The sequence below is a fragment of the Paraburkholderia phytofirmans OLGA172 genome, assembly GCF_001634365.1.
Taxonomy (GTDB): Bacteria; Pseudomonadota; Gammaproteobacteria; order Burkholderiales; family Burkholderiaceae; genus Paraburkholderia.
Genome location: NZ_CP014578.1, coordinates 1,578,609 through 1,604,612, shown reverse-complemented (window position 1 = coordinate 1,604,612; position 26,004 = coordinate 1,578,609). Strand labels below are relative to the sequence as shown.

The following is a 26,004-nucleotide window of genomic DNA, read 5'->3' as shown; positions in this document are numbered from 1 at the left end:
GGGAGCGCGACGCGTTGGCAATCCTTGCAAATCAACACGATAGCTCATAGTGGCATCGCGACCATCTCACGTTGTCACGCAAGCAGACCATCACGATGCTTCTTCGAATGACCGAATCTGGCCGACAGCTACCAGCCACCCGTTCCGGATGCGACTTGGCGCTCTCGGATGTAGCTTGAGGCAGCTTTCCCGCCGACGAAGTACTGCTCGCGCGCGATTTAATAGTACAATTTGGACTTCCACGCGGTCTGTATCGGCACAGAGACAATGCGGGTACATAGCGTGTTCCACGCGGTCGTTCGGCGTAGGCAGACCGAACACATGCGGCAACGTCGCCGTCTATGGGTGCCCCTCATCACGTCCTGCGCACGTTGTACGGATCGAACCCCTCTGACCGCATCACTATTGAGCCGCCGTGAGCTTGAGCGCTGACCGCAGCGCTTGTGACGCATCCTGTTGACCTTTTCGCTTGTCGGCCACCTGCTCGATACCGTTTTTTATGACCTCCTCGCAAAAATCTAAGCGGGTACGGTAGTACTCCGCATGCATCTGCGCATCGAGTATTCGCTGCTCCGCTTGGAAAAGCTCCAGACGCAATTCTCGCAACGCTTTTTCGGCCTGTTTCTCCGGGGTGAGTGCGCGATTCACAGCCCAGTTTGCGATCCACCTCAGCATGGCGACGTCCTCCTGTCGTTAGATCCTCGTCCTCTGCCGCGATTAAGGCTATCAAAATCTTGCGCAGACGTGTGTTAAATAGCGGTTATGCGTCGCCCGTTGCCACAACAGCACGCTGCTCCTACAGCGCTGTCCGAGCGGCTCACGAACCACTGCCACGTTGTAGAAACAGGTAAAGATCGCTATCGCTTCAGAAACGACACGAGTCAGCGGAAGAAGTAAAAAAAAAATCCCAGATACCCCTCGAATGACCCGAAACTCGGTCCAACGGGTGGGTCAGAATTCAGTGCACATACCGGAGGTGCGGACGAAAACTTGGACTACCTGGAGGTAGTTCATGTACTCGTACGAAGACCGCATGCGAGCGGTTCGGCTCTATTTGAAGTTGGGAAAGCGCGTTGGGGCGACCATCCGACAGCTGGGTTATCCGACAAAAAATTCTCTGAAATCGTGGCATCTTGAATACGAACGATGTCATGATTTACGGATCGGCTATGTTCGTTCCAGGCCGATATATTCGGCCCAACGGAAGAAGGTGGCCGTCGATCATTACTTAGATCATGACCGTTGTGCCGCTGCGACCTTGAGGGCGTTGGGATATCCGAGTCGCGGGACGCTCGCCGCCTGGATCGAAGAGCTGCATCCCGAAATTGGAAAACGCATTGTCGGCAGAGCAACTGGCAGCATTCCGAAATCGCCGGCGGTGAAGCAGGCGGCAGTCATCGAGCTGTGCACCAGAGAGGAAAGCGCGCGCCTGCTTGCCCAGAAAACAGGCGTGAGCAGGCCGACGCTTTACAATTGGAAGAACCAGCTACTCGGTCGTGAAGCCCCAGCATCCATGAAACGCCAGAAGAAGCCAGCACCGGACAGTGAGCGTGCGAAACTGGAACAGCAGGTCGAATCGCTTCGACGCGACGTCCGGCAACTGCAGCTCGAGCACGACATCCTGAAGAAGGCGAACGAACTGATAAAAAAAGGAATGGGCATCGTCCCGCAACTCCTGAGCAACCGGGAGAAAACGATGCTGGTTGATGCCCTGAAAAACACCTACACGTTGTCAGAGCTGTTAGCCGTATTGGGGCTAGCTCGTAGTTCCTACTTCTATCATCGTGCGCGTCTGCTCGTGGCCGACAAGTATGCTGGCGCTCGTCGAGTCATCGCAGACATCTTTGAAGTCAATCACCGCTGTTATGGCTATCGTCGGATACGCGCGGCACTGGGCAGGCAGAAAGTCATTATTTCGGAGAAAGTGGTGCGACGTTTGATGAGGCAGGGAGGGCTGGCCGCTGCCACGGCCACACGACGTCGCTACCGCTCCTACGGCGGAGAAATAAGCCCAGCGCCGGAGAACGTCATCAATCGTGACTTCCGTGCAGGAGCCCCGAACGAGAAGTGGCTCACCGACATTACCGAATTCCAGATCCCAGCCGGCAAGGTGTATCTGTCTCCGTTGATCGACTGCTTCGATGGTCTCGTGGTGAGCTGGACAATCGGCACGCGGCCGGATGCCGAACTCGTGAATACCATGCTTGATGAGGGCATCAAGACGGTAGCCAACAGCAATAAACGGCCTGTGGTCCACTCTGATCGCGGGGCGCACTATCGCTGGCCCGGATGGCTCTCACGGATGCGCGATGCCGGGCTGGTTCGCTCGATGTCACGCAAAGGATGCTCACCCGATAACGCGGCCTGCGAAGGCTTCTTCGGTCGGCTCAAAACGGAGTGGTTCCATCCCCGGGACTGGCGGGCTACGACCGTTGACCAATTCATTGAGGTACTTGACTCTTACATCCGCTGGTATAACGCAAAGCGGATCAAGGTCTCGCTAGGCGCTCTCAGCCCGCTCGAATACCGGGAGAGCCTGGGAATGGCAGCATAAACCAGTCCAAGTATTTAGCCGCACCCCCACCGGGCGAGAATTCGCTGCAAATCAACACAAGGGATCTCTGCCTTTGCCGCCGAGTAGCTGTGCCGCTGTTCAGTCACAACCTTCCGCGGCACTTCGGGACAAGAGGCGAACACGGGCTTGGAAAACCGCCGGGTTGCAGCCTTGTCGTGACGCTTATGCAGCGGGGTACCGAGTTCGGCACCGTGCTGATCAACTGATCGCCACAGCAGGTAAGGCTCGCCGCGCAACCTCACAAATATCTCGTCGCGATACCAAGTCGAGCCGGGCTTGCGACGCACCGACTTACGCGATGCGCGGACCCCCACCGGATTTATCACGCCAGCGCCGAGCCGTTTCTTAACTGTTAGCCACTCCACGCTTGAACAGTAACTGTTCGATGTCACGAAGTCGAGGCTGGAGCCGGAACTACTGGCGCACGACGCAGCTATTGACTGCGTCGGGAAGGCGATGAGCGTGATAGAGCGATTTTGTCTTCTTCATCGCACAATCTTACGCGACCATCTCGACCACGTAAGAGGGCCTGACGTACCACTATGCCGGTCGATCACAGTCTGACTCGTTGAGTAGTTCGCTCATTCGCCCATGCGATCGCGTTTCAGGCCGGGTGACGTAGCAATTGACAAGGTTTAACCGCAAACAGCTCGCCGAACGCTCTTCTGCGTGGCAGCGTTTCACCCGGCTCACCCAAGATCCGTCTGCTTTCTGAGAAAGGAGAGTGTTCCACACGCCTACTGTGTCCTCAAACCGTCAACGTGACAGTGACTGCTGAAACCAAAAAATGATCCCGCGACCGGATCGCCAACGCCCACGCGTGGGCGTTGCCGTGCCGTTGCTATTTACATGAACGCGTGCGGCGAAACGGTGTGTTTCCTTGAATGGCCAGCCTCGACGGACTAAGGTTCATATAGTTTCGTCCGCTTGTTGTGCACGGCGGCAGGAGGGAAGAGATGAAAGCCAAAACGCGACATCTCGTACGGTTGCTGTCCGATATCAAGCGTGCCCGAGAATGCCGGGCGCTCCGGGCAGTCGCTACCAGCAAGACGATGCACCTGGCGGAGGACGAAGCCGCCGCTGAGCCAGTCCGATCGAAAGAAGTTCAGCGCGACGAGTCGAACCGCTCGTCGACGGAAATCTACCTCCTGCCCGGCCCCAAAGCCGGCTCTCGGCTTAACTGGATCCTAGGTCAGATTGCCTGCAAGCGCGGCGGCCACCCTGTTCATCCGAGACGCCCGATGCACTGGCCACGCAGTTGTTCCCGACGTCAGATTCGCGAATGGCTAGTGGTCGGCCATGAGAGGCTTGCGCGCGGACGCCGTTGCAAGCAGTTTGAGCATCACCTCGAGGCCCAATGCACTTTCGTTACCGGCTATCGCGGCCTTCAGGGTGCTCAATTTCGGCCTCGGCCTGTTCGAGCTGGTCACCGCACCGAAAGCTGACGCTCATGCGATTCTGCGGCGGCCGAAGTCTGATCCAGCTCGGCGCCCGAGCTCTGCACCTGATGCCCGAGATCGCAATTTTCCGTTACTATCACGTTAATTGAGGCCTCGCGCTTTCGCTGCCGGTACGCGGCCTGCCGCTGCGCCGCGGTCAAGGCATCCGGCTTTCGCGGCCGCCCGCGACTGCGCTTGGCGGGCTCAGTGACCGGCTTGGCAGTTTTTTTCTCCGTTACGTTGCGCATATTAGTCTCGGCTCGATGGTTCTATTTTTCGCTATCTGTAGCGACGTTTCAAGGCACAAGGTGATCGATCGTGTGTTGGTGGTGCACTCGTGCCCGCCCGTGAACGGCTAACAGAAGTCCACTCAGGTAGGCGTCACGTCAAGATCCGGAAATCAGAGGTGACCTGGCAAACCGGGGGCGACCTTATATGGCGTGAAGGTGTCGACCATGACGAGCCAAAAGGAAGGACGGGTAGTTGGCATGCGCTCAATGCCGGGCAATCCGCACGACGGTCACACGCTGACTGAAGCGCTGGAACAGACGGCGCAGCGCAATCGAGCCGGCCATCGGCCACATGAAAACAAACGGACAACTAAATCGAAGCTGGCTCAAAGGCACGCTCGGCGATCCGCTGCACTTGGTGCCGTTCAGCGCCGGCCACAACCTCCGGATAATCGTGAGGAATCCGCGGCTTCTTTGGGTCTCCGTTCTCGCGGTTTTGTTCGCCCGCAACATCGCCACCAACGTTATGGTATGACGTCGGCGCAACGAGAAGCGAATTGTTCAGGGCCGAAAAGCTAGTGGCCTCTGACCACCTCTCCTCCGAGCAACTTGTAACGCGTGCCGCAGTAAGGGCAGCGCGTCTCGCCGTGAGTGACGTCGAGAAATACACGCGGATGGTCGCTCCAGCGCGGCATCTGCGGGGTCGGGCAGAAAGCAGGCAGATCTTTGGCACTGAGTTCGATCAGCGGCATTTTTTTGAGTGTGGTCATGGGATCGTGTCGTAGTGCCGGTCTATGCTTTCCTGAGCCAGCGCGCGTGATTCCCGGCTGTACTCAGTAACACGGCGTTGTTGGGATACATCAGATCTGAGTAGGAAAGCAGAAAATCCAAGTCAGCGAATGCAATGCACCGTAAATCGCTGGAACGGTATGCCCACCCTTGACGAGCGACAGCAGGTTCAGCACGTATCCAGGGGCGAATCTGCTGCTCGATCGTGTTGAGTTCGATGTTCATGATGGTTGCCATCGGGAATAATGTCGGTACGCGATTCGAAGCGGGGGGGCAAAATTCTCGCGACGTCGTGACAGCAACCAGCCTTAGAGGCCAGTTCAAAAAGGCTGCTCCGTACGCCTGAAGATATTCCAGCAAACGAGGGCGCAGCCGAATTTCAAGAATGCTTCGTGAATGTCAGCTCGACGATCGAAGCGTATGCGAAGACGACGGAAGTTGTGGAGCCACGAGTGAGTCCGTTCAACGACCCAACGGAATTTGCCCAGACCACTGCCATGTTCAGTGCGGCGCCTTGCGATTACCGGTTTGATGCCGCGTTCGCGCAATCGTTGACGATGCGGATCGGAATCGTAACCACGATCGGCATAGATGACCTTGGGTCTCTGAAGTGGTCGGCCGCGCGCGCCGCGAATCGGGGGAATCGCGTCGACGAGCGGCAGCAACTGGGTGACGTCGTTGCGGTTCGCGCCGGTCAGGATGGCGCTGATGGGAACGCAATTGGCGTCTACGAGGATGTGGTGCTTGGAACCGGGTCGCGAGCGATCCGTGGGGTTCGGGCCAGTTTTTCGCCCGCCCCAACGGCTCGTACCGACGAGGAATCGACGGCAGCGTATGAAAGATCGATCTGCCCGGCCTCGCGCAACTTGTCGAGCAGCAGTTCGTGCAGCCGATCCCATACTCCTGCTTTGCGCCAGTCGTTCAGTCGTCGCCAGCAGGTCGCGCCGGAGCCAAAGCCCAATACGGTCGGCAGGTGGTTCCATCGCAGACCGGTTTTCAACACGAACAGGATGCCATTCAACGCCGCCCGATCCAATACGCGTGGGCGACCAGGATGCTCTTTGCGCCGGGGCTTGGGCGGCGGCAGTAACGGTTCGATCAGTGTCCACAATTCGTCATCAATGATCGGCGCTTCCATCCCTTTGGTTCCGTTGTTCAGACATCCAAGGTTAACAGCTTTCCGAGAAAGTAAACAGCCCCCTCAGGGGTTTTTGAACTGGCCTCTAACAAGCGTTAACAAAATGAGTTCTTCAGTTTTCGCCAGCAGATGATGCAGCAGGCGATTTTCATGAAGGCTTCATGGATGAATGCAAGACGTTCGAAGCGGATGCGCAGTCGTCGAAAGTTATGGAGCCATGAAATGGTCCGCTCGACAACCCAGCGTGTTTTGCCCAGTCCGCTGCCGTGTGGCTCGCCGCGTCGGGCGATTTCAGTCACGATGCCGGCTGCGTGTAGCGGACGGCAATATTTGTCGTGATCGTAGCCCCGGTCGCCCTGAACAATGCGGGGCTTCGAGAGCGGCCGGCCGCGCTTGCCAGCAATGGGCGGGATGGCGTCAACCAGTGGGTGAAGCTGGGTAACGTCGTTACGGTTGGCGCCCGTGAGGATTACCGCGAGCGGGATGCCCTGCGCTTCAGTGATGAGGTGGTGCTTTGAACCGGGTCGCGCGCGGTCCGTGGGATTCGGTCCCGTTTTTGACCTGCGCCCACTGCGCGGATCGAGGAGGAATCGACGACGACACGGGACCAGTCAAATCTGGTCAGCCGCGCGCAGCTTTGCGAGCAGGACTTCATGCAGTCGGTCCCAGACGCCGGCAGCCTGCCAGTCCCGCAGACGGCGCCAGCAACTCATGCCGCTGCCGCAGCCCATCTCACGCGGCAGCAGGTCCCAGCGCAGGCCCGTCTGCAGGATGAACAGGATGCCCGTGAGCAACGCACGATCATCGAGCGGTTTGCGCCCTGGATAACGGCTTCGCCTTGGTTTGGGAGGGGGCAGCAACGGTTCGATGAGTGCCCAAAGTTCGTCGTCGAGTATGGGTTTAGCCATGTCCTTTTCGTCGTCGAAACAATGAAAAGGTTAACAGCATTCATCGAGAGTAAACAACCCCCTTATTCATTTTGTTACGGGTTCTAAGTGTACGGGTACTTCGAGGAGACCAAACCGCCGTGCGCGAAGGTTGGCGCTCGCGCGCAAATCCGGCCGAAGAGCGGCGAACAGCTGCAAGTGCACATGGAGCGGAACTCATGCGGCATATACGACCGCGATAACCTCGAGAGCCGCGAGCTCGTCGCCAACGTCGACCCCGTATTCAACTCGGTACCGCTCGCGTAGGGCGTACCAGTGCGCATTCTTACGATGCCCTTCCCCCGGGCGTTACGTGGTCCGCTGTCGAAACGTGTACGGTTGTCCTCTCCTCGTCAATGTGTATGGCGGCCAGCAACGCCAACGCGTCGGGCAAGAGGCGCCCGTTTTCTTTCAACCAATGCTCGAGGATCTTTCCCGAAGATCTCCAAATGACGAAGTGAGCTTTTTGCACAGGTACGTGCAAACAAATCGTTTGTGGCGTTCAGCTGGGACCGCTAGATTAGATCGGCAGGACGACGATATCGCGGGCGCGATCCGACGAGCAGCCCGTACCTATGAACGTTGCGATCAACAGGGCCCTTGAGCATCGGCACTCCGCGTCACGGACTAGTGCCCAGTCTGACGGCAGGGCCTGGCTGTTCGGCGCGTGGCCTGAATCGACTGGCGCAGCATGTCGCGCCTGACAATCGCGCCCGTGCGCCGCGACACACTATGCCGCGTTGAATACCAATTAATCCATTATGCAGGAGACACTCACATGGCATGGACCAAGCAACAACGCAGCGTCGCGCTCGCCAGTTATCTCGGCTGGACACTCGACGCCTTCGACTTCTTCCTGATGGTTTTTGTCCTGAAAGACATCGCCAAAACCTTTAATACCGAAATCTCAAGCGTCACAATTGCGATTGCACTAACGCTTGCTTTGCGTCCGATCGGCGCTTTGATCTTCGGCCGCTTGGCGGACCGCTTCGGACGTCGGCCCGTGTTGGTGGGCAACATCGTGCTGTTCTCGCTAATAAACCTCGCTTCGGGATTTGCCTCGAGCCTGACGATGCTACTCATTCTGCGCAGCGTGTTCGGCGTGGCGATGGGCGGCGAATGGGGCGTTGGCTCGGCGCTCACGATGGAGTCGATTCCGCCGAAATCGCGTGGCGTGATGTCGGGAATTCTGCAGGCCGGCTATCCTTCAGGCTATTTGCTCGCCGCCCTTGTGTTCGGACTGCTGCACGACTTGATCGGCTGGCGCGGAATGTTCATGGTCGGCGTGCTGCCCGCTCTGCTGGTGCTTTTCATCCGCCGCAATGTGCCCGAATCGCCGGCGTGGGAACGCGGCCGCACCACGGCGCGACCTGGCATCCTCGCTGTGCTGGTGCGTGACTGGAAGCTCGCTATCTACATGATCGTGCTGATGACGGCTTTCAATTTTTTCAGTCACGGCACGCAAGATCTTTATCCGACCTTCCTGCTAATGCAGCACAAGTTGTCGACGCACACGGTTAGCGTGATTGCGGTCGTCTACAACATCGGCGCTATCGTAGGAGGCATTGTTTTCGGCTCGCTCTCGGAGAAGATCGGCCGTCGCAAGGCGATCGCCGCTGCGGCGCTACTCGCGCTGCCGGTGCTGCCGCTGTGGGCCTTCGCAAGCGGCAGCGTCGCGCTGGCAATCGGGGCCTTCCTGATGCAGATTTCCGTGCAAGGGGCGTGGGGCGTGATTCCGGCGTACCTGAACGAGATGTCGCCGCCTGACGTGCGCGCGACGTTCCCAGGGCTCGTGTATCAGCTGGGCAATCTCCTCGCCTCGGCGAACGCGACTATTCAGGCAGACATTGCCCATCGCCACGGCGACGACTACGGCATGGGGATGGCGATCGTGGCCGGCACCGTATCCTTGGTTATCTCGGCGTTGATCCTCCTCGGCCGCGAGCGACGCGGCACGCAGCTAGGCAGCGATACGGCCGAACTTGCTGAATGGCGGCCGGTGGCAAGCGACGGCACGGTCGCCACCGCCTCCCGGTAATCTGATCTGGCCGCGCACTGCGTGAGCGGGCACACGCGGGGCAAGCCGAAAGATACAGAACCACTGTAATGGAACTGAGGCAGCTTCGATATTTCGTGACGCTCGCGGAGAAATTGCATTTCGGCAAGGCGGCAGAGATGCTCGACATTGCTCCGTCTGCCTTGAGCATGCAAATCCAGACGCTGGAACGCGAACTCGGCGTAAGCTGGTTAACCGAACGAAGAGATCGGTGACCCTCTCCGCTGCAGGCGTCCTTTTTCTTAATGAAGCGAGGAATACGCTTGCGGCAGCCGAAAACGCAAGGCGCATCGCAACGATGGCCGGACGAGGGCAAGTCGGCGCTTGAGGTCGGATACGTTATATCGGCCGCATGCGCAGGGGTCGTTCAGCAACTGCTCTCGAAACACGGCGAACGGTATCCGTAGGTGCGTACAACACTACACTCGCTCGAGAGTCCCGCGCAGGTTCAGTTGTTACGGCACCGTGAACTCGACGCCTGCATTGTGAGAACGGTAGCCGGAAATGTTGGCGAAGTGGACAGAATCTTGCTGCTGCGAGAGAAGCTCGTTGTAGCGTTACCAGAGAAGCACGTCCTTGCTGCCAAAGGGGAAATTCGCACGCGTGAACTGGCTACAGACTTCTGTACTGCGCCTCATTTTGATAAGGACACGCCACCTCCTGACGATTGGTCAGCAGGCAGGATTTACTCGTAACACCGAATTTCATACGAAGGACTTTCTCACCGCGCTGGTCCACGTTGCTTCTGGGCACGGCGTTGCCGTTGTTCCGGACAGCATCAGGACTATTAAGTTGCCGGGGCTCGCATTTCGCGAGCTTTACGAAGTCGTGGACGTCTCCGACCTGTATCTGGTGCTAAGACGCAACGATTCGTCGCCGGCCGTGTCAAGTCTGCGTGCGATCGCACTCGAGGCGGGTGGTGAGAAAGTGGATTGAAGGAGACGGAAAATCGGCTCCAGGAGCCGACTTGTGCAGCAACGTCTGCGGCTCAAATTTTGAGTCATCACTCGCCGAACCAACGTACCTCCGTACTGGTTCGCTGCTGCGGTCCGAACATGCTGCTTGGGCCTGCAACGTTCAGCTGGATTCCACAGCCCTCTCGGGTTTGGATGCTCGTCGCGTCGTCAATTTTCTTTGGCGCCTGTCATGGTGATCTGCGAGGACTCTTTCCTGCGGCAAGCGGCTCTGCTTCGACGATGCTTGCCAGATGCTTTACCTGCGTGTTGCACGGCTGTGCCTGCGCACCGATCCACTCCCGAAAAGCAGCCAATCCCCGGTTGTGCACTTTCGACTCCGGGTAAATGAGGTAGTAAGAGCGGTCACTCTGGTATTCGTAAGAGCAAACCTGCGTCAGCACACCGCGCCGCAATTCATCCTCGATAAGCAGGCGCGGTATCAAGGCAATTCCCATGCAGGAGGCTGCGGCTTCGGCAAGCATCGAAAACAATTCAAGACGTGGGCCAGACATCTCCCCCTTCACCTCCATACCTTGCGAGGCGAACCAGTCTCGCCATGCGTAGGGGCGAGTGCGCTGCTGAAGCAAGGGGTAGCGTCCCCAATCCGAACGACGAAGCGCGGTTCGCGGTGCGATAAGTTTCGGGCTTGATACGGCAATCAGTGTTTCGTGCATGAAAAACTGGACTTCCGTTCCGGCCCACGCTGTGGTGCCGGCATGAATCGCCGCATCGAATACCGTATCGTCGAACAGAAACGGCCCGGTCCGTGCAGTCATGTTGATGGTGATATCAGGGTGCTCCACCGTGAATGACGGTATGCGCGGCAAAAGCCACTTGGTTGCAAACGTCGGCACCACCGCCAGTTCAAGCGTCGCGCCCTGCCCGCCCGTGGCCATCAGGTCGAGCGTGTCACGCTCGATCTCGTTGAGGTGGGCGCCGACCTTCAGGCTGTAGGCCAGGCCCGCCTCCGTGAGGACAACGCCACGTCGGGTGCGTCGAAAAAGTTTCAGTCCGAGGAAATCCTCCAGGCCGCCTATCTGGCGGCAGATGGCACTTTGTGTGACGGCCAGTTCGTCCGCGGCCTTGGTAAAGCTTTGATGGCGCGCCGCCGACTCGAATGCGGACAGCGCCGCTGTGGATGGGACTTTACGATGCATGACGACGTTCTCCCGCGAACACTCCAAATCACTAAGTGAGGTTCTTGCACAGACAAGCAACTGAGTCGTTTGTGGGCGTGCAGCCAGCACCGCAATATTAGCCCGACATCGTACTTTGCGGAGTTCGGAATGCGAACGGAGCACAAATCAGCGGCTTCGGTGCCCTTTGCTTATCGATCTGCAGTTGACAGACGAGGAGCGGATGCCGGACATCGCATCATGGTTTGTCGGACCGACAAGGTGCCCCATTGCAGTGCCGAACTTCACGTAATCCTCGTCGCGGTTGGTCACACCCTTGACGCTGACGGTCAGGCGCCCGACTTGCGGTAGCGAAGAATCTCGCGCACAGCATCCGGGAACTGGTCGCCAAGCAATTGATTGAGCTCTTTTGCCAATATGAGGCGCATATAGGGAACGTACTCGAGGTGCTGGATGCTCACGTCCTTCGTCTCACCGAAGAACTGCTCCAGGACGCCCCTGTCAATGTCGATGTGCCGAATGCGAGCGTGATGGGGATTCTAACCGACCTTGAATCGGGGGTTATCCGTGTAGGATTGTTCGGCGTTCTGATTTCCAACGTTTGAGCGACTTCCATGTTGACCTCTCTCGACCGGTGGGTGGCTCCGCTGAGCTGATTCGAGGCATTCTATATGCGGCCCAGTTGACGCTCAATTCGATTTGTATGCGATTTAATTCAAAAAAACTGACTTCTCCTCGGGCTCGTGGTCATGTTCGGTGAACGGATCTCAGCTGTCAAAGAGAGCGTGCAAAATCTATGGTCCACCCCATTTTTGCAACCCTGATCTTCGATGGTGTTGGCGGAAGCCGTTAAAAAGGCTGGGATGTTCGTTGCCAAGGCCACGTAACACGTCGCTGTCCAATCCACGGAAACTGTCGTCGTGCGAGTTCGTGGAATTCCTGGTTCAACAACGCGACGCGCAATTGCACGACACTGTGTGCCCCCACGCGACTCCAGCGCATATGCTGGCTCTTGCACATTCGACGGCCAACGATTCGGTTAATTGACGATTCGACGAAGCCGGTGGAGATCCGCCCTCCCGCACATTGCCATGTGCGATAGTCGATCAGCGACTCAGCGTTGCTGTCGAGATACGTGACCACATTCGAGAGGCTATAGCTCGCTTTCCTGACTTGGCTGCTCACTGCCGGATCTCGTGTCTCACGTAGATCAAGCAAGTGAGCGAGTCTAGCTTCAAACTGCTGCCAGGCCGCTATGCGTCCGACCCAAACGTAGTGGCGGAAGCGGACAAACAGATCCCACAGTTCAAACGCTGATCCACTGTCCGTGAGTCGCCCATATGCCAGAGGCGCGATAGCCTGCTCAACGCGTCGCAACATCCGCCCGATGTGTGCCCAATCGAGAATCCACTCGTTATCGTATGGGAGATCATTAGCGACGCCGGCCAGGTCCCAAGCTCCGTCAGTCAGGACAACGACTTCATTAGGATCCCCGTATCCGCTGTCCTCGAGGAATCGTGTCATTTCTTGATTCAGTCGCCTGGTGCGCGGCATCGCGGAAGCCCACACTCGTGGCTGCTTACCGGCTTGGCCCAAAGCAGCAACGACGACTGCGATCGACGACGACCGGTTCCCGGCTTCTGCGCGATTTTCCTTGCCCGAACCCTTGCGATTGCAACGTGCGCGACGGACATAGCCGACGTCAATGCCAAGCTCCGCAATCGGTTTTTCCGTCTCGCACCACCGACGCACCGGCCGTGCGTGCTGTATCGATTTTCCGATGGCCACGGTGTGGTTGCGAATGGTTACATGATTGTCGCGACCTGAGGTGGGTAGCAGAAGGTCCATGACGGCCTTGGCTTGCCGGTAGGGCATCGTGGCGCCAAGCTCCACGTGCAGCCATCTCAGTTCACCGGTACTTGCCTCCGTCAGGTAGTTCTTGAGCGGAGAAACATATCTTGCGCCGTCAGCACCGCAATTGCAGGCCTTCCATCGTTCGCGGCAATAGTAAACCTTTCCTAGCGCGGTCTTCATCTCCGAGCAATGATTATCATGCAGGCGACGCTGGACGCCGCAATCCACACAGGATCTACGCGAGGCAAAAAAACGTTCGATCTGCTCGACAACGAACTCCTGCTGCACACAATTGAGCAAAGACTTGCCTTCACTGAGTGACAGTCCCACGTCTCCGGGCGTCTGGTCTTCGATGGGCCTGTGCAACCGCATGACCTCAACCCGCTTTACCACACTCCCATCGCCGTTATCGAACTCAAGAACGATCGTGCATCGCATGGTGGCTCCTGGTCTCGTCGTTAGGGATACGATACCCCGCTGCGCGCTCGTCTCCCAGACTTTTTAACGGCTTCCAGCTACACCCGCGCTCCCCCAACTTTCACCCACTCCCAGAATTATCGAGCATCAACAGTAACGCCCCTGTCGACCTGCGCATCGGAGACCTGAATCAACTCTCCTCCGGTTCCCGGCCTGACGACATAGGCATGAAGATGTCGAAGCATAAGCTTTTCGACGGAACCTGTGACTCCGGCATGAGGGCCCGACGTGACTTTAAGCGCATCGCCGACGCGAAAACGTAGTTTCGACAGTGAAGCGTCGTCTAGCGCTTGCTGCCACACCAACATTTTGCTAAATGTTTCGTCCGCGTGCATTCCGAGCATTCGATCAGAGAACACGTACGCCTTTCGAAGAGGCTCTACTGCGTCAGATGGCTTTCCCGCATTCAGCAAAGTGACACCCTGCTGAAAGGACTCGGCTCTTATCTTCTCGAGAGAAACATCGTCAAAAGCGTACGCGAAGCGAATCCATTCCGAAACGTGTCCCTCTGGGTTCCTGACCTGAAACTCATATCCACGCCAGTTCAGTTGCGCTTCCGGTTCATTGTCGCTCGATGCGAGCTCCAGGTAGTCGCCGAAGTAAATAGATGGTAGCTGCCAATGAAGATGGTCACTCTCAGAAGTAACCCCATCTTCGTTGTGGCGACGGTACGTGACGACAACCCCCGGTACGAAGTGTTCACCTCTCAATATGGTTGCCGCTTTGTAGCCGCGATGAAGCCCGTTCTCGGTATCGGGCACGAGGGACCACGTAACTTCTCGCAACACCGGGACGACGCGCTGGCCGCCAGCTGCCGCCTTGTAACCGCGCAGGGCAACTTCCTTCGAGTGATGGAACGGCACTCGACCAGGTTGTGCCGGCATCATGCGAGTCCGAATCGCGGTCAGCCACGACACATCCTTCACAGCGGCACTCATGAGAGCGAGCCGCGTCGATGTCAGCGCTGATTGCGCTTGCTCCAGGTTGGACGCGAGATGCGCTGCCTGCGCTTCGAGTTCCGCAACCCGGCCTCGTGACGCATCGCGCGCGCCTTGGAGTTGCATCTCAAGCGCGTCGTGCTCCGCCCTGATCTCCTCCACCCGCTGCAGCAATGAGGGATCCGTCTGTTCCAATACTTTCTTTCGCAGCTCAGGATCCAAGTCCTGAAGTCGCTCCATCAAATCGTTAACGTGTTGCTGGTTATCGGCGTCAGTTGAAGCCTTTAAGCGATCCCACAAGCCAGGAAAGAACGTATGAAGATCGACACCTGTGTAGAATTGAACGCGTGAGCGCGCGACGGCTGGAGCAAGCTTGGCTAACACGTGGTCGTATTTCTCAGCGATTCGCCCTGGATCGGATTCGTAGAAGGCCCAAAGCACGTCCGGGTTCAGTCCCGGGTCCGTCACCAAACCGGCGAGGCTTGACATGAAAATATCGTCCCATCCTCCGCAGCCCATTACGACCAACGTCCGATTCTGTAATAGCCTCTCAAGCGAACGCTTCAGCTGAGGTCTATCTTGCCCGATTTGTGCTGGCACGTGCAGCGTATCGGCGCCATGCCAATACCCGTGCAAATGGACTACCTCTATGCCAGGGCCTTCTGATTGGGGGCGGCTCAGAATTCGGGAAAAATCGTACGCTAAGCTGCTTGCAGGGGGCGTAGCGGCGTGAACTTGCCCGCTCCGATCCTGGTGCTTCCGCGCCAGAGGTAATCGCCGGTCAGGTTGATGTGCTCCCAACCCAGCGGTGACAGGTATTGCAACAGTCCGTCATCGACGCCGTTGCCGTTACCACGCAACGCATTCGCCGCCCGCTCCAAGTAGACCGTGTTCCACAACACGATGGCCGCCGTCACCAGATTGAGGCCGCTCGCCCGGTAGCGCTGCTGCTCGAAACTGCGATCACGGATTTCGCCTAGGCGGTTGAAGAACACGGCGCGGGCTAGCGCGTTGCGGGCCTCGCCCTTGTTCAGCCCGCCATGGACGCGGCGGCGCAGTTCCACGCTTTGTAGCCAGTCCAAGATGAACAGCGTGCGCTCGATGCGGCCCAGCTCGCGCAAGGCGACAGCCAGGCCGTTCTGGCGTGGGTAGCTGCCGAGCTTGCGCAGCATCAGCGAGGCCGTCACCGTGCCCTGCTTGATCGAGGTGGCCAGCCGCAGGATTTCGTCCCAATGGGCGCGGACGTGCTTGATGTTGAACGTGCCGCCGATCATCGGCTTGAGGGCGTCATAGGTGGCTTCGCCCTTGGGGATGTAGAGCTTGGTGTCGCCCAGATCACGGATGCGCGGTGCGAAGCGGAAGCCCAGCAGATGCATCAAGCCGAAGACATGATCGGTGAAGCCAGCCGTGTCGGTGTAGTGTTCCTCAATGCGCAAGTCGGACTCGTGGTACAGCAGGCCGTCGAGCACATAGGTCGAGTCGCGCACGCCGACATTGACCACCTTGGTGTGAAACGGCGCGTACTGGTCGGAGATGTGGGTGTAGAAAGTCCGTCCTGGGCTGCTTCCGTACTTCGGGTTGATATGACCAGTGCTTTCTGCTTTGCCACCTGCTCTGAAGTTCTGGCCGTCCGATGAGGACGCAGTGCCGTCACCCCAGTGCCCGGCGAACGGGTGCCGGAATTGGGCATTCACCAGCTCCGCCAGCGCCGTTGAATAGGTTTCGTCGCGGATGTGCCAACCTTGCAGCCACGCGAGCTTGGCGTAGGTCGTGCCGGGGCACGATTCAGCCATTTTAGTCAGGCCCAGATTGATCGCATCGGCCAGAATGGTGGTCAGCAAGAGATTCTTGTCCTTGGCCAGGTCGCCCGATTTCAGGTGCGGAAAGTGACGGGTGAAGCACGTCCACTCATCGACTTCGAGCAACAATTCGGTGATCTTGACGTGCGGCAGGATCATGGCCGTCTGGTCGATCAGCGCCTGTGCGTTGTCGGGCACCGCGGCATCCAGCGGCGTGATCTTCAAGCCGGACTCGGTGACGATGGCGTCCGGCAGTTCGTTGGCGAGTGCCATGCGGTTGACCGTGGCAAGCTGCGCTTTCAGCAGCGCCAGCCGGTCATGCAGGTACTGGTCGCCGTCGGTGGCAACGGCCAGCGGCAATTCGCTGGACTGCTTGAGGCTGGCGAACTTCACGGTTGGCAGCAGGTAGTCCTCGAAGTCCTTGAACTGGCGCGACCCTTGCACCCAGATGTCACCTGAGCGCAGCGAGTTTTTCAACTCAGACAGGGCACACAGCTCGTAGTAGCGCCGGTCGATGCCGGTATCGGTCTTCACCAACTTTTCCCAGCGCTTCTTGATGAAGCCGGTCGTTGCATCGGCGGGCACCTTGCGGGCGTTGTCGGCATTCATGCTGCGGAGCACCTCAATGCCATCGAGCACGCCTTTGGCGGCGGCCGCGGCCCGCAGCTTGAGCACGTCGAGGAATTCCGGCGCATAGCGGTGCAACGTGGCATAGCTCTCGCCGATACGGTGCAGAAAATCGAAGTCCTCGGGCTGAGCGAGCTTCTGTGCCTCTGTGACGCTCTCGGCGAAGGCATCCCAGGACATGACAGCCTCGATGGCGGCGAACGGGTCACGGCCAGATTGCTTGGCATCTATCAGCGCCTGGCCGATGCGCCCATACAGGCGCACCTTGGCGTTGATGGCTTTGCCGGACGCCTGGAATTGCTGCTGATGCTTGTTCTTGGCGGCGTTGAACAGCTTGCCCAGGATGCGGTCGTGCAGGTCGATGATTTCGTCGGTTACGGTAGCCATGCCCTCGATGGTCAGCGCCACGAGAGTCGCGTAGCGTCGCTGCGGTTCGAACTTAGCTAGGTCGGCAGGCGTCATCTGGCCGCCCTCTCGGGCGATCTTGAGCAGCCGGTTCTGGTGAACCAGCCGCTCGATGCCGGCGGGCAGTTCGAGTGCCTGCCAAGCTTTGAGGCGTTCGATGTGTTCGAGCATGTGGCGCGAATTCGGTTTGACGGGCGACTGACGCAGCCAGGCCAGCCAGGTCGTCTTGCCGTTTTCGCGACGTTTCAGCAGGTCGTCGAGGCGACGGCGGTGCGCGTCCAACAAAGGCTCGGACAACGACGCATAGATGCGCCGATTGGCACGGGTGATGGCTTCGGAGCAAATGCGCTCGATGACATCCAGCGCCGGGATCATGATGTGCCGGTGGCGAAGCGAGTCGAGGACACGGGTAGCCAGCACGATACCCTTGTCCGTCTGCAAGGCCTGTTCGGTGGCGGCATGGACGGTCTGCCGGTAGTGTGTCAAGCCGAACGGTTCCATGCCAAGGTATGCGCGCAACTCAAGCAGATGCTCACGCCGGGTTTCCTCGCGCCCGGCATACTTTGACCAGCACGCCGGATCGGTACGCAGTTGCCGACCAATCCATTGCAGCAGGGACGCCGGCACCGTGGTATCGGGCAGCAGCCCTTGGCCTGGAAAGCGCAGCAAGCACAATTGCACAGCAACCCCCAGCCGGTTCGCATCGCCGCGCCGCAGGCGAATCAACGACAGGTCAGTCTCGCTGAACGTGTAATGCCGGATCAATTCGTCTTCGGTATCGGGCAATGTCAGCAGGCTTTCCCGCTCGGCGGCGGACAGGATCGAACGGCGTGGCATGAAGTCTCCTTTTTCTTGAAAACTTAGGTTTTCGAGAAGATCCACCGGTCTCATCCGGGCGTGTTATCTTCGGCGATAGATGGCGGGAAAATTTCAGCGCTATCTGGTGCGAATGGACGGTGCTGACGGCTTTGCGCGATGCGTTCTCGGGGTGACGTCCCCAAGGACCGCGATCGACCCTTCTCGGCCGTACGATCCGGACGACGGTCTGCGGCTGCTTGCCAGGTACAACGGTCGCGGAAAGGCAAGGACGGATCGCGACGACACGGCGATGGTACAGTTGATCGACTCGCCTTCTTTGACGCTACCAATGCCTAAGAAACTGCTCCCTTGATAACGGGAGCTATCGCGGGTGGCCTCCCGCCAGGCCTCGTCAATAGTGGGTATCAAAATCGGTGGCTCGCCAGGTATATGACCGGCCCGTAACCGGTCTGCCGCCGAGCTTTTCAAAGAAAGGAAGCGACGACAAAAGGGCTAACGCTTCCTAGAACGTGTGCCGAATGCCGACGGCAAATGTGTTGCCGGTGGGGTGGGCGCTCAGCTTGTCGAAAGAGTAAATCGCGTAAATGTCCGTCCGCTTGGACAGAAGATGGTCGTAACCGAGAGAGGCAGTGTTGCGAAGGCTGTTGGTCGCAGGGGTAGGCCCGGACCGTTGCGTACGCGCCCACTCTGCAAGCAGGAAGTCGGCAGGTGAGAAGGGGATCGACAAACCCGCCTCGTAGGTGTGGCTGCCTGTAGGGGTACTGACGTCACTTGTCATCGCCCACGCCCCGTAGAGCGTCACGACCTTGAAATCGTATGCTGCGCCCGCGAGGTAGGCGTACTGCGCGCCCACCGGCCCTGCTGCGGTGTAGCGCACGCGCTGGCCGGACAGCACTGCCGTGAGACCGTGACCCTGATAATTCAAGTGAACGCCAAGATTACCGATGCCGGGCGAACCCGCGACGCCGCCAAGGCCATAGATTACCGTTGCGCCGAAACCCTTAAAGTTCGGGGTCGTGTACTCGGCGGTGTTATTCCACACCGTATCTCCGATGATCGTGCCTCCATAATTGGTGACGAACGTCTGGAGGACGAGCGGAGAAAAGACGGTCGATGATCCGAACGGATTGACGAGGGACTCTTCCGTATAGGTCGGATTCCTTTGCCGCCCGAAGGTCAATCGGCCGAAGTCGCTAGTGAAGCCGACGTACGCGTTGCGTGACCAGAAAGGGTCCGCCGAGCTGCGACCCTGCGCCCCGTTTTGGGGTTGAAAGAAGCTCTCGAGGGCGAAGATGGCGCTGACGCCGCCGCCAAGATCTTCCTTGCCGCCGATTCCCCAGAACGAAGTGGTAAGTCCGCCGCTTCCCATCAGTGCCGTAGCTTGCGGCGTGTCACTACGTTTGACACTGCCGACATAGGTGCCGATAAGCCCATAAAGTTGGACCTGCGAGCCGCTATCTGCGTGTGCGGCGACAGAAGTCAATGCTAAAGCGGAACAGAAAATCGTCGTAACTCCGAGCGTGCCAACGACTTTCCCCACAGAACGGCGCCCCGTTACCCCTTGTGCCTTTTTCATTTCGGTTGTCTCCATTAATTTTGTTGAAACGACATTCATCGAGTCAGGACTACTAATAGACTGCCTTGGAGAAGCTGTCGCTAATCGCGAGCTGTCGCGTTGAAATCGAAGGTGTTACGAGCTGGAAGCTCCTTCCCTTGAGTCATATCAGGGCAAGGAGCCATAGCGAATCCAGTGACTACGGGGAGATCTCTTCGAGAGCGCGATTGGTCGTCTCCACCATTCTCCCGGCGACGAAGAAGCCCACCCCGCTGACCACGGCAAACATGATGAATACCGCAGCGATGCCTTTCCCTGTTAATACGACGCCGACGATCGCTGGCGCAGCAGCAGACGCTGCGCGCAACCAGGAAGTCGCAAGACCAGTACCGATGGCGCGCATCCGGGTCGGATAGATTTCAGGGGTGTAAAGATACAGAAGGACCGTTGCGGTTGCCATCACAGCATAGGCCGACGATCCCAGGAACATCACAGACCATGCGCTGCCAGCGCCATTAATGCCCAGAACGGCGAGCAGGATTCCACTGATGATGAAGCAAGCCATTGCCCAGCGGCGGCGCCCGACTCGATCAATCAGCAACGCGCAAGCCAGCACCCCGCACGTACTCAGGACGTTCGAGATGGACGCCATGTGAAGCGACTCTTGCAGAGGTAGATGGTAGACAGTCTTGTAGAGACTCGGCAGCCAGTTGTTGATGCCATTGGCCACGAAATAAGAGCTCGCCCAAAGCAACCACACGACAACGGTGCGTCCTCTGTAGAACGGCGAGAAAAGCTCCTTCCACGTTCCCTTCTGCTTCGACTGGAGTCCGTTCAGAAGGCCCACCACGCGCTCGTCAACCTCGGTCTTTTGCGTCTGAGTATCAAGGGTGCGCTTCGTCGTGCTTGCCTCCAGCCGCTCGATGATGCGTTCAGCTTTATCGAAACGCCCACGTGAAATGAGCCAGCGCGGCGATTCTGGAAGGCGTGCGATCAGGATCGTTACGGCGATGCCGGGAATGCCGCCGATCAGAAACATATATTCCCAACCGAAGCGGGGGACGATGAAAGCACCGAGCTGCGCGGCCGCGAGGAGACCCAGCGGGAAAATGAGTTCGTACAGGATGAAGAAACGTCCTCGGCCATGCGCTTGAGACAGCTCGTTGATGTACGTGGCCGCCACGGGCACTTCTCCCCCCACGCCGATGCCTTGCAGGAAGCGCATCAAAAACAGCATATGGAGGCTGCCGGTGAAGGCGCATACGACGCTCATTGCCGACATGACACCGACAGTTATTGTGGCGCTCGGCACCCGCCCAAGGCGCTCGGCAAGCCAACCGAAGACCAACGCGCCTACGACCTGGCCGAGATAGCCGGCGGCGATCAGCACGCCGATCTTCCCGGGAGAAAGATGCCAGAGACCCACTAGCACAGGCAGTACAAAAGCAAGCGAAAGTGCGTCGAATGCGTCAAAGAGGGTCGCGCTGCCCATGACGATACGTGCCTTGGTGTGCCACTTGCAGAACGGCACGTTCTCGATGCGGAACAGCAGGTTCGCCGCACGCAATTGCTCGCTCACGGGGCGCGCTTCGCTCGGGGATCGACCAAGGCCGACGCCGTAGGCGGTCGAAGGGGTGTTCATGCTGTCTCCTGAAAAGCTGCATTTTATGGGCCCTCGGTTTTCTTCTTGTTTTCAAGCACCGATCGCGTTTCTTTCTTATTGTGTCGCGACGTCGAAGCTTTTTTGGTCGTTTCCCGATCCTGTTATGGACGACGCGCGGCACGAGGTTTCGCGCGTCGCCGTTACTGCTCAACGCTGATAGCGAAGCGGGGGCATCGCTTCACTATCGTCATCCGGCTTTGGGTTCGCCGCTGCCGCGTCAGTCGACGAGGCCGGCCGAACGAAGCGCGTCTGCGATCTCAACGTCCGCGCCTTCCGCGAGCGGCAGCAACGGCGAGCGCACCGTGGCGTGCTCGAGGATGCCGCGGGCCACGAGGCCGTGCTTGAGTGCAACGGTGCCTTCCATGTGCGAGCCACGGTGGTACACATTGCGTGTCACGGGCAGCAGGCGATCATGGATCGCGCGAGCGGCCTGGTAGTCTTTCGCCTTGCCCGCTTTGATCAGTTCGATGAGCGGCTCGGGAGCCAGGCCGCCGTAGCCGACGAGCGCACCGTCGACGTCAAACATCGTATGGAGCAGATACTCGTCGTGGCAGGTCAGGATTTGCAGTTCCGGACGCTCGCGACGGATGATGGGAATCTCAACGTCCCAGCGACGCATGTTGCGCACGCCGTTCTTCATCGCGAAGACGCCCGGCTGTGCGGCGATTTCCAGTTGCGTTTCAAGGTTGTAGGTCGCCTTGGTGGCATCCGGATACTGGAAAAGAATCAGGGGCAGGCCGCTGCCTTCGTAGATGGCGCGGTAGCGGTCTTGCGGTGCGCCCTTCTGGTAACCGAAGCGCAGCCAGCCGTGCGACGGGTACACCAGACCGGCCGACGCGCCGGCTTCCACGGCACGCTTCGCTTCTTCGACAGCCACTTCAGTGCCTTCCAGTGTGATGCCGGCGATGACTGGAATCTTGCCGTGAACGGACTTCACGAAGCTTTGGATGACCTCAGCCTGTTCTTTCTGCGTGAGGAACGTGCCTTCGCCTGCGTGGCCGAGTACCGTCAGACCTTTAACGCCGTCGATGCTGCCGAGCCAGGAGCCCAGCCTTTGAATTGCTGCGTGGTCCACCGCTCCGTCGCGGGTGAAGGGGGTAATGGGTGCCGGGACCAGGCCGCGCAAATCGATCGCTTTCATAACGTCTCCATCCAAATGTGAGCTTTTGGCTCCTCTTTCCGAAGAGGAGAGCCCGCTGCTCGTTACGCTTAAAGCTGGAACAACGGTGCATGCGTTGCAGTGTAGGGAGGGACAACCCATGCGAGAACTGCCAAATCGGACATTTCAGCTATACTGATCTGATATATCTCGTTGGGGACCTTGCGGTGGATTACGCTGCCTGGAAGTTATTCATCGATGCCGCGGAGCTCGGGAGTTTGAGCAAGGCTGCCGTTGCTTACGGGACAAGTCAGCCTCACATCAGCCGCCAGATTGTTGAGCTTGAGCAATACTGCGGCGGCCGTTTGTTTCAGCGGACCGGGCGAGGAGTGGTATTGACCGAGCTGGGGGCGCGTATCGCCCCGCGCGTAAGGGCGTGGCTTGCGAGTACGGAGCAATTGTCGAACGACATCCGCAGTACTGCGGGAGAGCCGATCGGCGTTGTCAGAATTGGAATCTTGCCCTCAACCGCCCATCCGCTTGTCAGCACGCTTTACCACCGCCTTCGAGAGCGTTATCCCCTGGTGCAACTACAGGTGCGCGAAGGTCAAGGTGCGTTGCTGGAAACGTGGCTGGAAAACGGCAATGTTGATCTCGCAATCCTTTTCCGAAACAGCCCGACGCCGAGAAACGGTGACGAGTATCTGGTTGAGGCGGCGACCTACCTGGTCAGCGCAGAAGGCGATCCTTTGACAAAGCAATCCGAAATTGCTTTTTCAAAGCTCGACGGGATTCCATTGGTCTCTTTCTGCCGCCCCAACAGCTGGCGCGACCGGCTCGAACAAATTGCTGGTGAACAACGGGTCTCCCTTAACTTCGCGGCAGAAGCCGACTCTTTGAGTCTACAGGCGCATATCGTGGCAGATGGCGGAATCTATGCGTTGCTCGGACCTTACGCGATTGCCAATCTTGAAAAGGAATGTCGGTTGCAGTCGTCGATGGTGGTCGACCCTCCAGTGCCTCGCTTCATTGCGCTTGCTATGTCTCCCCACGGCGAAATGACGCTTGCTTGCCGCACGGTCATGCAGCTCACCAAGGAGATAGCGCGTTCGCGGAACCTCTCATCCGACCTCCAACAGGGCGTGTCCGCAGCCTTCCTGCGATCGATTTGAAGGGTTGAAGCGCAACGGCGAAAGGCGTCGACGTTGAAAGGATCGCACCGCGCCGTGATCAACGAGGGCAACGGCCGCAAGCAACGGGCAATGACCGTTGGCCTTTTCACAAGTGAAAAGGCGCGATGCCCCGTCACCAGAAACCGCACCGTTGATAATCGCATTATGACGGGCGTGGTTCACCCCGATCCTCGGGCGACTCCTACGTGGATGTACCGGCCATCCAGACGTCTCGTTACGGCGGCTGGCGAGTGTCAACTTGTGGGCCGTACTCAGCCCTTCGCAACCGGCGCACAACGAACGGATCCTACCGTCCGGCCAGTCCAACTAATTCGCGTCGCAAATCCGGCCGATCCAACGACTTCGCTTCCCGTGTCGACTGACGTGCGAGCGAATTTGTGAGCAAGTCGTTGATTAGGCGGCAGCGCAGGTCTCACTAAATCCGTTTCCCTGCATCTCTGCAGGGAAACGGATTTAGTGAGACTGGGGCGCTTTTGGTGAGACTGGGAAAACAGAAATCGTGAGACCGGGGGCCGTAGGCGGGAGCAACCTGCCCACACCGCGCTGACAGCTCTCCAACGTCAGAAATGGCCGACACGGTTGACCGTAGCCGACCCGTTTCTGTCCTTCGACCACGCGAGGGGCAAAGCCGAAGTTCACTCGATAACGGTCATTCGCGGCAAGGAGAATCCAATCTGCCGAGCCCCGACTGTCGGACCGATTATCAACAGCAAACAAAACGTGTCCGAACGCCCCTATCCCGCCCGAGCGATCTTAATTTCGCCAATTTTGATGTCCTGAGCAGCCGGCATGACGGTGTCCGCATCTGGCGTCGTAAAAAACTAATGGATGCAGCCGTGACGTCCAGGTCTATATCAATCTAGGGCTGTGGGATCGAAAGTTCCAACTCGCCCGACACTGTAAACCCACAAGTTTTCACCGAGAACGCGATTCTGCTCCCTGCCTCGATGGCGGGATGTCGCAGGTAAACCCGCCTCGGGTTTTCACTACTTTCGAGCGGGCGTCGCGAAGCCTAACCTGTACGTACATTCTAACAGGCGGACATTTAACGTGAAAACTGACGATCTCTCTCCGAAGACCTCCCGAGCACTCGAAGGTGTACGCGTTCTCGACATTTCCAATTTCCTGGCGGCGCCGATGTGCTCGATGTTTCTAGCCGATCACGGCGCAGACGTACTCAAGGTGGAACGGCCCGGGGTCGGCGACGAGATCCGGCGCTGGGGCGAGAGCAAGGACGGGGTCGGCCTGTACTACAAGGTCATCAATCGCGGTAAGCGTTCGGTCACACTGGACCTGAAGACGGAAATTGGTGTGGAAGCCGTCAAGCGGCTCGTCAAGGACGTCGACATCATCATCGAGAATTACCGGACGGGTACGCTCGAGAAGTGGGGGCTTGGCTATGACGTTCTCAAGGAGATCAATCCCGGATTGATCATGGTGCGCATTACGGGTTTTGGTCAGACGGGTCCCTACCGGTTTCGACCGGGGTTTGGAACATTGGCCGAAGCGTACGCGGGCTACGCCTACATCAGCGGCAATCCCGACCAGCCGCCACTGCTGCCCGGATTTGCACTGGGCGACGCCAGCACCGGGATGATGGCGGCCTTTCTGACGATGGTCGCGCTAAACGAAAAGCGCCGCACGGGGCAAGGTCAGGTCGTCGATCTCGCCATTTACGAAACCTTGCTAACCCTGCTCGGACCGCACGTCGTGAACTACGACCAACTCGGTCAGATCCAGGAACGCAACGGCAGTCGGCTCCCCTTCACGGCGCCCCGGAACACGTATCAGACGCAGGATCACAAGTGGATCGCGATCGCCGGCAGTTCCCAGGCTGCGTTCGAACGTATCTGTGACCTGATTGAACGGCCGGACCTCGTTGCAGACCTGCGCTTCTCCAATAACCGGGCGCGACTCGACCACGACAAGGCGCTCGACGCAGAAATTCAAGCCGCTATCGGACGCATGGATCTGACCGTCATCATGGACCGCTCAGAGAAACTTGGGGCGACCATCGCGCCGGTCAACGATGTCTCCATGATCTTCGAGGATGCTCAGATAAAGGCGCGAGAAAACATCTGCCACGTGCCGGATATCGAACTCGGACAGGCGATCGGGATGCAGAACGTGGTGGGCCGGCTGTCGGCCACCCCCGGCCGCATCGACTCCGCGGGGCCAGCTTTGGGCGCGCACAACCGCGAGGTTCTGATCGATCACCTGGGTTATTCCGAGGCTGAATTGCAGCGATATGGCATCACCTTCTCAGGAGCAACAGATGACTCCCTATAAACAGCCACTGGTTGCGTTCTCGCAACCGCACACCGAAAATG

At 58.5% G+C, this 26,004-nt stretch carries 19 protein-coding genes and 4 pseudogenes; 8 read left to right on the top strand and 15 right to left on the bottom strand.

Features of this window, described 5'->3' with window-relative positions:
- Positions 1-402 precede the first annotated feature (402 nt).
- Positions 403-675: a hypothetical protein gene (locus tag AYM40_RS06890; RefSeq protein ID WP_063495568.1), complete on the bottom strand. Its 273-nt coding sequence runs from the start codon at positions 673-675 to the stop codon at positions 403-405.
- A 337-nt stretch (positions 676-1,012) separates the two neighbouring features.
- On the opposite strand from AYM40_RS06890, the gene AYM40_RS06885 reads away from it, so the two are divergent.
- A complete protein-coding gene (locus tag AYM40_RS06885; protein ID WP_063495567.1) occupies positions 1,013-2,554 on the top strand; it encodes an IS3 family transposase in 1,542 nt (513 codons plus the stop codon).
- Between the two features lie 59 nt (positions 2,555-2,613).
- Here AYM40_RS06885 and AYM40_RS43620 read toward each other — a convergent pair.
- Both AYM40_RS43620 and AYM40_RS06880 read right to left on the bottom strand, forming a co-directional pair.
- A pseudogene (locus AYM40_RS43620) lies at positions 2,614-3,064 on the bottom strand (DDE-type integrase/transposase/recombinase); the annotation flags it as partial.
- Between the two features lie 937 nt (positions 3,065-4,001).
- Entirely contained in the window at positions 4,002-4,262 is a 261-nt protein-coding gene (locus AYM40_RS06880) for a hypothetical protein (protein WP_063495566.1), read from the bottom strand.
- Positions 4,263-4,448: 186 nt separating this feature from the next.
- Here AYM40_RS06880 and AYM40_RS42255 point away from each other — a divergent pair.
- Positions 4,449-4,779: pseudogene (locus AYM40_RS42255) on the top strand (IS5/IS1182 family transposase); the annotation flags it as partial.
- Positions 4,780-4,819: 40 nt separating this feature from the next.
- Here AYM40_RS42255 and AYM40_RS06870 read toward each other — a convergent pair.
- The 4 genes and pseudogenes from AYM40_RS06870 to AYM40_RS38110 all read right to left on the bottom strand — a co-directional run bounded on the left by AYM40_RS06870 (position 4,820) and on the right by AYM40_RS38110 (position 7,079).
- Positions 4,820-5,014, bottom strand: coding sequence for a zinc-finger domain-containing protein (locus AYM40_RS06870; RefSeq protein ID WP_063495564.1), 195 nt, complete (start codon positions 5,012-5,014; stop codon positions 4,820-4,822).
- Positions 5,015-5,036: 22 nt separating this feature from the next.
- On the bottom strand, positions 5,037-5,258 hold the full coding sequence (locus AYM40_RS06865; RefSeq protein WP_148662125.1) for a hypothetical protein: 222 nt from the start codon (positions 5,256-5,258) through the stop codon (positions 5,037-5,039).
- A gap of 95 nt (positions 5,259-5,353) precedes the next feature.
- A protein-coding gene (locus AYM40_RS38115; protein WP_148662124.1) for an IS5-like element ISRme6 family transposase occupies positions 5,354-6,171 on the bottom strand; the annotation gives its coding sequence in 2 pieces (ribosomal slippage) (positions 5,354-5,823 and positions 5,823-6,171; 819 coding nt in all).
- A gap of 95 nt (positions 6,172-6,266) precedes the next feature.
- Positions 6,267-7,079, bottom strand: a pseudogene (locus AYM40_RS38110) (IS5 family transposase).
- Positions 7,080-7,875: 796 nt separating this feature from the next.
- Between AYM40_RS38110 and AYM40_RS06835 the strand changes: the two are divergent.
- The 4 genes from AYM40_RS06835 to AYM40_RS06830 all read left to right on the top strand — a co-directional run bounded on the left by AYM40_RS06835 (position 7,876) and on the right by AYM40_RS06830 (position 10,089).
- Positions 7,876-9,135: an MFS transporter gene (locus AYM40_RS06835; protein ID WP_063495560.1), complete on the top strand. Its 1,260-nt coding sequence runs from the start codon at positions 7,876-7,878 to the stop codon at positions 9,133-9,135.
- Positions 9,136-9,203: 68 nt separating this feature from the next.
- Positions 9,204-9,368, top strand: coding sequence for a LysR family transcriptional regulator (locus AYM40_RS38105; RefSeq protein WP_082854979.1), 165 nt, complete (start codon positions 9,204-9,206; stop codon positions 9,366-9,368).
- Between the two features lie 192 nt (positions 9,369-9,560).
- On the top strand, positions 9,561-9,848 hold the full coding sequence (locus AYM40_RS43615) for a LysR substrate-binding domain-containing protein (RefSeq protein ID WP_082854978.1): 288 nt from the start codon (positions 9,561-9,563) through the stop codon (positions 9,846-9,848).
- The gene (locus AYM40_RS06830) at positions 9,757-10,089 is read left to right on the top strand and encodes a LysR substrate-binding domain-containing protein (protein WP_236720910.1); all 333 of its coding nucleotides are present in this window, start codon (positions 9,757-9,759) and stop codon (positions 10,087-10,089) included. Before AYM40_RS43615 ends, AYM40_RS06830 begins: the two co-directional genes overlap by 92 nt.
- A gap of 208 nt (positions 10,090-10,297) precedes the next feature.
- Here the strand turns inward: AYM40_RS06830 and AYM40_RS06825 are convergent, their stop codons facing one another.
- The 8 genes and pseudogenes from AYM40_RS06825 to AYM40_RS06785 form a co-directional block, all read right to left on the bottom strand.
- Positions 10,298-11,266 (bottom strand): LysR family transcriptional regulator, encoded by a 969-nt coding sequence (locus AYM40_RS06825; protein WP_063495558.1) that lies wholly within the window; start codon positions 11,264-11,266, stop codon positions 10,298-10,300.
- 147 nt (positions 11,267-11,413) lie between these two features.
- Positions 11,414-11,736 (bottom strand): annotated as a pseudogene (locus AYM40_RS43610) (carbon starvation induced protein CsiD).
- A 358-nt stretch (positions 11,737-12,094) separates the two neighbouring features.
- Complete coding sequence (locus tag AYM40_RS06815; RefSeq protein ID WP_063495556.1) at positions 12,095-13,537, bottom strand: ISKra4 family transposase; 1,443 nt, start codon at positions 13,535-13,537, stop codon at positions 12,095-12,097.
- A gap of 116 nt (positions 13,538-13,653) precedes the next feature.
- On the bottom strand, positions 13,654-15,003 hold the full coding sequence (locus AYM40_RS06810; protein WP_148662123.1) for a KOW motif-containing protein: 1,350 nt from the start codon (positions 15,001-15,003) through the stop codon (positions 13,654-13,656).
- Between the two features lie 212 nt (positions 15,004-15,215).
- Positions 15,216-18,182: a Tn3 family transposase gene (locus AYM40_RS06805; RefSeq protein ID WP_063495554.1), complete on the bottom strand. Its 2,967-nt coding sequence runs from the start codon at positions 18,180-18,182 to the stop codon at positions 15,216-15,218.
- Positions 18,183-18,666: 484 nt separating this feature from the next.
- The gene (locus tag AYM40_RS06795) at positions 18,667-19,740 is read right to left on the bottom strand and encodes a porin (RefSeq protein ID WP_063495552.1); all 1,074 of its coding nucleotides are present in this window, start codon (positions 19,738-19,740) and stop codon (positions 18,667-18,669) included.
- A 178-nt stretch (positions 19,741-19,918) separates the two neighbouring features.
- Positions 19,919-21,361, bottom strand: coding sequence for an MFS transporter (locus AYM40_RS06790; RefSeq protein ID WP_063495551.1), 1,443 nt, complete (start codon positions 21,359-21,361; stop codon positions 19,919-19,921).
- Between the two features lie 238 nt (positions 21,362-21,599).
- Positions 21,600-22,523, bottom strand: coding sequence for a dihydrodipicolinate synthase family protein (locus tag AYM40_RS06785; protein WP_063495550.1), 924 nt, complete (start codon positions 22,521-22,523; stop codon positions 21,600-21,602).
- A 185-nt stretch (positions 22,524-22,708) separates the two neighbouring features.
- Between AYM40_RS06785 and AYM40_RS06780 the strand changes: the two genes are divergently transcribed.
- Positions 22,709-23,653, top strand: coding sequence for a LysR family transcriptional regulator (locus AYM40_RS06780; protein WP_063497882.1), 945 nt, complete (start codon positions 22,709-22,711; stop codon positions 23,651-23,653).
- 1,071 nt (positions 23,654-24,724) lie between these two features.
- Entirely contained in the window at positions 24,725-25,963 is a 1,239-nt protein-coding gene (locus tag AYM40_RS06775) for a CaiB/BaiF CoA transferase family protein (protein WP_158515246.1), read from the top strand.
- Positions 25,964-26,004 lie beyond the last annotated feature (41 nt).